Below are 7,554 nucleotides of genomic sequence, written 5' to 3' on the forward strand. Positions count from 1 at the left end.
ATATAATAGAAAAGAGAAATTTTACCCGAGGTGAACTTATGAACGTACATCAAACTGATTTTTCCAAAGGAAATGTATATCGAAATATTTTAGAAGTTGCTGTTCCCATGACACTGGCTCAGCTTCTGAACCTCCTTTATAATATTGTAGACCGAATCTATATCGGGCGAATACCACACGTGGGTACAACAGCCCTGACCGGTGTGGGGATCTGTTTTCCTGTGATCACACTGATCACCGCTTTCACTTATCTTTTCGGAAATGGCGGAAGTCCTCTATGCTCCATGGAACGGGGACGGGGAAACAAAAAAGAGGCTGAATGCCTTATGGGAAATACCTTTTCCATGCTGATCCTGACAGGAGCGATTCTTATGCTTCTCGGATACCTGTTTTACCGTCCGGTTCTCTATGCCTTTGGCGCCAGTGACATTACCTATCCCTATGCCCGGGACTATATACAGATTTATCTTCTTGGAACTCTTTTTGTAATGATCACTCTGGGAATGAACCCCTTTATTAACAGCCAGGGCTTCGGAAACATGGGGATGCTGACCATTCTGATCGGAGCGGTTCTGAATATTATTCTGGATCCTCTGTTTATTTTTGTGTTTCACATGGGTGTGAAGGGAGCCGCCACGGCAACCGTTCTTTCTCAGATGTGTTCTGCTCTGTGGGTTCTGAAATTTCTTACCGGAAAGAGAGCTGTCCTTCACTTAAAAAAAGACGCTATGCGATTAAAATGGGCGCGTGTTAGAAATATCATGTCTCTGGGGATTTCCGGATTCATGATGGCTTTCACCAACAGTCTGGTACAGATTTTCTGCAATGCCACCCTGCAGACCTGGGGAGGAGATCTTTATGTGGGAATCATGACCGTGTTGAATTCTATCCGGGAGATCACCACAACTCCTGTTAACGGCCTTACAAGCGGAGCTTCCCCTGTCATGAGTTTTAACTACGGCGAGAAGGCTTATCAGAGGGTAAAAAAGGCCATTGGTTTTGTTACAGGGCTCTGCGTAACCTATACTCTGGCCATATGGGGAATCCTGAAGTTATTTCCGGAATTTTTTATCCGGATCTTTAACAACCAGCCGGAGCTTATCGCCAAAGGCGTTCCGGCTCTTCACATCTACTTTTTCGGATTTTGCTTTATGGCTTTGCAGTTTGCCGGCCAAAGTGTATTCGTAGCTCTGGGAAAGGCCCGGTACGCCACCTTTTTCTCTATTTTCCGTAAAGTGATCATTGTGGTTCCCCTTACCGTACTTCTTCCTAATGTTGGAAATTTAGGCGTAGACGGTGTATTCTGGGCAGAGCCTGTCTCTAACCTCATCGGCGGCTGCGCCTGCTTCCTGACCATGCTGCTGACAATTCTTCCGGAACTGAATAAAACTGCTAAAACGAAGTAATCCAGACGGTTTCAGACACCGACTTAATCCTGACAAAAAAGAAGAGCCTACAGAGGCAGGTCCACATCTGTAAGCTCTTTTTCATTTTCAATTTCATATAAGACCACATCCTCCGGATGGGCTTTCAGCACTCTTTTTCCCCCTTTGTCCCCGGTAAGCTCCATCAGTCTGTCATAATACTTCCTGCTGAAAATACAGGGATTTCCCGGTTCGCCATTTTTTGCCACTGCTGCCATGCCTTTGCTGCTGCCCAGAAATCTGCGGATCAGTCCCTCCAGAGTTTCCACCCTTAACCAGGGCTGATCTGCCACCATAAAAAGGCAGGCATCCGCTTCCGGAAAAAGTCCAAGTTTCATGGAAGAAGAAATCCCCTCCTCCGGATGAGGATTTAATACAGTTTTTATACCAACTTTCTCTGCTTCAGCCATGATCTCCGGATACTGAGTAACCACTGCAACCGAAAGAATCTGCTCTTTCATTTTGTTCTGTACCAGAAGTGTCTTATGAAAAGCTCTTTGATACATAGGAATTCCTTCAACAGGATACATAAGCTTATTTTCTTCTCCAAATCTCCGGCTGTTTCCTGCAGCAAGGATCACGATTGCAAGCTTGTACGCCCTTTTGTGTTTCAGGCTTCCGGCAGCTGCATAAATTTTTTCTTTTTTCAGCTTTTCTATGATCCGGTCTGCTGCTTTTGGATCCTCCGGAACATCCGTCTTATTCAAAAACACTCTGTATTCCCGGTTTCCCACATTTTTACGAAGTCCTGAGGAGGAGCCTGCAATTTTTGCCACATCCTCTTCTGTCACCTTTTCCCGGATATCCTTTCCAAGAAACTCTGACGTTAATTCCGGTCTGTGACAGGTATCCAGAATTCTTTTTCCCAGACAGTCCAAACCTGTTACTCCAACAACCAGATCTGTCATTTCCGGTATCACCGGTTCCCAGTCTGCAGGAACCTTTAAAGGAAGGCGTTTTGCGCCGTCTGCTTCAATCAGAAGAATATCACACTCTTTTTGAAGAATCTGAAGTCTTTCCGTCGGAAGTCCCTGTATCTTACAGACAGAAGTTTCCTCTCTTCCGGTTCTGATATAGGAAGCATCGCCGCCTGCACCGAAACTTCTCTGACTTCTTCCATTTTTTCGTTCTTCAGGGATTCCTGCTACCGTATATCCGGTTCCCCTGAGATCTTCTCTCACCTTCTCCAGCTCTCCGTTTTCGGAAAAGGGTCGTTCCGGCTCATACTTCATATGAGTTGTAGTGGTAACAATCACCTTTTTCCCAAGTGAGACCAGCTCCTCTGTCAGCCGGAAAATCAGGCTTGTCTTGCCTCCTCCTCCCACAACAGAGATCACTTTGTTATTTTGGGGATCAATATCCAGAAGCTCCAGAATACTCATCTCTGCCTCCATCCATCAGCTGTAACTTATGGAAGAATTCCCTCTGATAAAAGGATTTCCACCACGCTTCCTGCAATGCATCTCGCCTTGTCCGAAATGGTATTGCAGTTTTTTTTCTGTTCTTTTCTGGGGTCGATATCCGCAATCTTCATTCCCTGGAATACTTCATAGCCTTCCCGGATAATGCCGCGCAGCACCCCGGTCAGAGATGCAGTTACCGGAATTTCATGACCTTCTTCTGTCCGGATCACAGCAATCTCCTGACCCTTCTCTACCAGATCACTGATTTTTGCCTTATTATGGATCACTCCGGCTGCCGGAGAATGGATCACTCGCTCTTTTCCATAACCGCCGATCTCACCTGGAATCCCGGTATTAGGAATGGCCCAGCCTTCCTCGATGATCCTGCCAAGATCATGTCCTCTTTTTGTCTCGATCACATAATCGGCGTCTGCCCCGGCCAGAAATCCCGGTCCGAGGGCAATGGTCAAAGGCGCCATTTCCCGGCTGGTACCCATATTTTTTTTGGCCAGAATCCCGTCGATCACTGCATCCGGCTTTAAAGTACGGATCGCAGTTCCTTCTTCGTCCACCAGAAGAGGGATTTCTCCCAGCTTCCAGATCTCTTCACACTGATCCACATGATGGATACGATGGCTCAGGACTCCCTCCACAAACGCTTCTCCGTCATAAACGGCTTCACAGAAAGATACCTCTCTGCGGATGGCGCTTGGTTTTCTGCTTTCTAATATAAGAACCCGGTAGCCGCAGCGGAAAAGCCGGTGGATCACTCCACTGGCAAGATCCCCTCCGCCCCGGACAACCAGTATACTGTTCTGCGGCATAGCTTAAGCTCCTTCATTTTCCGCCGCATTTTCTTTCATAACTTTCTCTACGGCATTTACGATATTCTGATATCCCGTACAGCGGCACAGATTACCTGACATATGTTTTTTGATTGCCTCTCTTGTAAGGACTTCTCCTCTTTCCAGAAGTACGGTGGCTGACATTACAAACCCCGGAGTGCAGAAGCCGCACTGGATAGCGCCCTCCTCAATAAAGGCCTCCTGAATACGTGTCAGATCTCCATTTTTCTCAAGCCCTTCCAAGGTACGGATATTTTTTCCCTCTGCCCATACAGCCAGATAAATACAGGAATCTACGGTTTCGCCGTCAATGATGACTGTACATGCTCCACATTCTCCAACCTCACAGCCTTTTTTGACGGAAGTAAGTCCCAGACGGTTTCTCAGCATATCAAGAAGAGATTCTCTTGGATCTACATACTCCGCCACTTCTTTTCCGTTTACAATACATGTTACCAGAACTTTATCCCTGATCATTTCCTGTCACCTCCTGCAAGTTCTACGGTACGGATCAGCGCCCTTTTCGCAATCTCTCCGCCAATCTGAAGACGGAATTCTCTGGAGGCTCTCCAGGAATCTCTGGGACTGATTTCCTGACGGACGCTTTCTTCTATTGTCTGATACAGTTCTTCACTGACAGACATACCCTTTAACGCAGCTTCTGTTTTTTCACATCGGAAGGGTACCGGAGCTGCTACGCCAAAGGTAATGCGTACATCTTCCAGGACATTTTTTTCTGTATCCACCCTGCTTACTACAGAACAGCTGAGGGTAGCGATATCCATAGCTTTACGCATAGAATACTTAATGTAATGACCATGATATCCCTGATATTCTTTCGCCGGAATAATCACATGTGTGAGAATCTCACCCCGTTTCAGATCCACACGACCCGGTCCCAGATAAAACTCTTTTACCGGAACCGTTCTTCCGCCGTTTCCATCTTCGATACAAAGAAGGGCATTCAGAGAAAATACTGTAGGCGCGCTGTCTGCGCTGACTGCACCATTGCAGATATTTCCTCCAATAGTACCGATATTGCGGATCTGAGGACCTCCAACCTGGTCTACTGCTTCTCCAAGAACCGGAATACACTCCTGTATAATGGGATCGTTTGTAATATGGGAAAAGGTCGTTCCCGCTCCAATATAAATATCTCCGTTATCTTTTTTGCTTACACCCTGTATTTCTTTAATATCACGGATACAGACAAGAGAAGTTCCCGCCATTTTTCCTTCCCGGATCTTAATCAGAACATCGCTTCCCCCAGAAATGATCCGGGTATCCGGATGCTCCTTCAGAAGAGCCGCCGCCTCGCCAACGGATTTTGCATTATAATAATTTTCAATATCATACATAAAACAGTTCCCCCTTTCAGATCAGTCCGGCTTTTTTGAATCCATCGATCAGTTTCTGAGGTGTGAGAGGATTCTCATTAAACGCCACGCCTGTTGCATGAAGAACTGCATTTCGGATGGCAGGTGCTCCCGGAATCGCAGGCGGTTCTCCAAGAGCCTTATTTCCATATGGTCCCTCAGGATCTTCAAGCTCCACAAAGTCTGCTTTGATGTCCGGTGTGTCCAGAGCTGTCATAAGTTTATAATCAAGAAGATTTCCGTTTAACATTCTTCCTGTTTTTTCATCCAGTACGATCTGCTCGCTGACTCCATATCCCATACCCATGGACATGCCTCCATGCACCTGCATTTCTGCCAGCTGGGGATTCAGAAGCTTTCCACTGTCATGGACATTAATGATATGGAGGATCTTAATAGTTCCCAGTTTCATATCCACTTCCACCTCTGCGAAACAGCAGCCGGAAGCAAGTGTATTTTTCTTTACCTGAGTAGAAACCTCTGCGGTAAGCACCGAGGAATTGGAAAGGCTGTAGTATGCCTCCTGGGCAACTGCCTCCAGAGAGATCGCCGCCTCGTCCCCTGCATAGATCCAGCCGTGATCCATAGACAGTTCTCTGGTCTCCTCCTCCGGAAGAAGTGTCTTTGCATAGGCAAGGATCTTATCATAAAGCTGTTCTGCGCACTGTTTTACTGCAGTTCCGGTAACAAAGGACTGTCTGGATGCATAGGCTCCTGTGTCGAACGGCGTTACATCTGTATCCTGCACGGTTACAATATGGATATTCTCCACATCCATATGAAGCGTTTCGGCAGCCATCTGAGAAAATACCGTATCTGCTCCCTGGCCGATTTCTGTAGCGCCGATCTGCATCTGTACGCTTCCATCCTGATTCATGGACAGACGGCAGCCTGCAATCTCCAGAGAAATCGGCCATACTCCTGTCTTGTAAGAAAAGACAGCGACACCCACGCCTCTTCGGATATGTCCGGTCTGATCTGCATATTCTTTTCTTTTCTCATCCCAGTGTATATATTGGGCGCCCTTTTCCAGACATTCAAAAATACCATTTGTGTTTGCAGCAATGGGCTTCAGGTATGCATCTTCATAATATCCATGGATCAGGTTTTTCTTTCGGAATTCCAGCGGATCCATATGGATCTCTTTTGCTATATCATCCATAAAGCACTCGATGGCAAAAGCAGCCTGTGGAATTCCATAAGCACGCATAGCGCCTGCTGTGGGGCTGTTGGTATAAATGGTATAGGCTTCCCCTCTTATATTCGGACAGGCGTACTGCAGTCTCCATGCAGTCAGTCCATTTGCAGCAATGGCATGTCCATGAGATGCATAGGCTCCCTGATTAGAGTATGCATTCATCTCTTTTGCAAGAAGACGTCCTTCCTTATCAACTCCTGCAGTCAGGTCGTATTCAATGGAATGACGAGTTCTGGTATTTCGGAAGGTTTCTTCTCTGGAAATATCCAGTTTCACCGGACGGCCACCCACCTGCATCGTCAAAAAAGCATTCAGCGGCTCATACAGCACATCCTGCTTATTTCCGAAACCTCCGCCGATATAAGGTTTTATCACTCTTACCTTGCCCCAGGGAATACCCAGAGCCTGACCGATCACGCGCCTTACAATATGGGGAATCTGAGTGGAAGTAACTACCACAACCCTTCCCTTTTCCATATAAGCAAAGGAAATCGGATTTTCAATATGACAGTGCTGTACAATCGGAGTCTTATAGCTCCTTTTTATAACGGTTTCCGATTCTTCCAGACCCTTATCCACATCTCCGATAAAAAAGTTTGACCGCGCCAGTACGTTGTCTTTTTTATCAAAGTGAATGGGCGGATTGCTTCCATACATGGATTTCCGCGGATGGATCTCTACCGGATATTCTTCGTATTCCACCCTGATCAGCTTCAGCGCACGGGATGCGGTCACTTCATCCTCTGCCACTACTGCTGCGATATCGTCTCCGTAATAGCGGATACGTCCGGTAAGAATATTTCTGTCTGCTATGTCCTGATGAGCCGGTTCTACAGACCACGGATGTCCCGGTGTCGGATAGCAGTGATCCGGTACGTCTTTAAAGGTGACTACCTTTACCACTCCCGGAAGTGCTTCCGCCTCACTGGTATCAATGGATGTAACAATCCCATTTCCGATTGTAGAATGGAGAATCTTGGCAACTAAACATCTGTCTAATATCAAATCGTCTGTAAACTTCGCCCTTCCTGTAACTTTCTCATAAGCATCTACTCTTGGAATACTCTTTCCAACCATCTCTTCACCTTCTTTTCTTTTTTGTACATAAATTCTGACGGACTGTCCAAATACCTTTTATCTCCGTTCGGATATAGAAAAAGCCGGACTACATCCCAGGAGTGTGTGTTCCCCTCAGGACGATCGTCCGGCTCCGAACCATGCTACTTTCTTATAATACGTCTCCTGAGTTTGTTCATAACTTCAGGAACATTTGACTTTTATTCATTTTACCATATTATAAGTTTTTTT

At 46.3% G+C, this 7,554-nt stretch carries 6 protein-coding genes; 1 reads left to right on the forward strand and 5 read right to left on the reverse strand.

Going from position 1 to position 7,554, the window contains the following annotated elements; all coding sequences use genetic code 11:
* Positions 1–38 precede the first annotated feature (38 nt).
* Positions 39–1,406, forward strand: a complete 1,368-nt coding sequence (locus RDS42_RS10085) for an MATE family efflux transporter (RefSeq protein ID WP_308783552.1) — start codon at positions 39–41, stop codon at positions 1,404–1,406.
* A 47-nt stretch (positions 1,407–1,453) separates the two neighbouring features.
* On the opposite strand, the gene yqeC is transcribed toward RDS42_RS10085, so the two are convergent.
* Genes yqeC through xdhA form a run of 5 tightly spaced genes read right to left on the reverse strand, consistent with a single transcriptional unit; the run spans position 1,454 to position 7,323 of the window.
* Positions 1,454–2,806 (reverse strand): selenium cofactor biosynthesis protein YqeC, encoded by a 1,353-nt coding sequence (gene yqeC, locus RDS42_RS10090; RefSeq protein WP_308783553.1) that lies wholly within the window; start codon positions 2,804–2,806, stop codon positions 1,454–1,456.
* Between the two features lie 26 nt (positions 2,807–2,832).
* The gene (yqeB, locus tag RDS42_RS10095; protein WP_308783554.1) at positions 2,833–3,651 is read right to left on the reverse strand and encodes a selenium-dependent molybdenum cofactor biosynthesis protein YqeB; all 819 of its coding nucleotides are present in this window, start codon (positions 3,649–3,651) and stop codon (positions 2,833–2,835) included.
* Positions 3,652–3,654: 3 nt separating this feature from the next.
* A complete protein-coding gene (gene xdhC / locus RDS42_RS10100; protein ID WP_177274898.1) occupies positions 3,655–4,149 on the reverse strand; it encodes a xanthine dehydrogenase subunit XdhC in 495 nt (164 codons plus the stop codon).
* Complete coding sequence (gene xdhB / locus RDS42_RS10105; RefSeq protein ID WP_308783555.1) at positions 4,146–5,030, reverse strand: xanthine dehydrogenase subunit XdhB; 885 nt, start codon at positions 5,028–5,030, stop codon at positions 4,146–4,148. Before xdhB ends, xdhC begins: the two co-directional genes overlap by 4 nt.
* Positions 5,031–5,046: 16 nt before the next feature.
* Positions 5,047–7,323: a xanthine dehydrogenase subunit XdhA gene (gene xdhA / locus RDS42_RS10110; protein WP_308783556.1), complete on the reverse strand. Its 2,277-nt coding sequence runs from the start codon at positions 7,321–7,323 to the stop codon at positions 5,047–5,049.
* Positions 7,324–7,554: the final 231 nt, after the last annotated feature.

This window comes from uncultured Blautia sp. (assembly GCF_902497045.1).
Taxonomy (GTDB): Bacteria; Bacillota; Clostridia; order Lachnospirales; family Lachnospiraceae; genus Blautia_A.